Genomic DNA, 269 nt, shown 5'->3' on the forward strand with positions numbered 1-269 from the left:
GCATCATCCGCCTCCTTAAGACCAGCGAATTCAACCAGGTCAGCTACTGGGGCTCCCGCTACAACGAGAACAGGCAGCGCCTGAAAGACGCCTTTGAGGTCGCCCCAGGGCTCCTGGAAGCGTATGAAGCCCTCCAGTTCTTCCATGACATCCTGGCTTTCTGGCCTTACTCGGTCCAATACGAAGATCTCACGGAATGGATCCAGCAGTATGCTGCCTCTGAAGTAGACGAGGTCCACTCCGCTGCCTGCACCATCCGCCACTGGAGA

At 57.2% G+C, this 269-nt stretch carries 1 protein-coding gene; it reads left to right on the forward strand.

Annotated elements, in window-relative coordinates:
• Nucleotides 1-269: hypothetical protein (locus H6A20_RS13285; protein WP_204907555.1), on the forward strand; the 269-nt coding region annotated here is incomplete at both ends.

This window comes from Mordavella massiliensis (assembly GCF_016901695.1).
Classification (GTDB): domain Bacteria; phylum Bacillota; class Clostridia; order Lachnospirales; family Lachnospiraceae; genus Claveliimonas; species Claveliimonas massiliensis_A.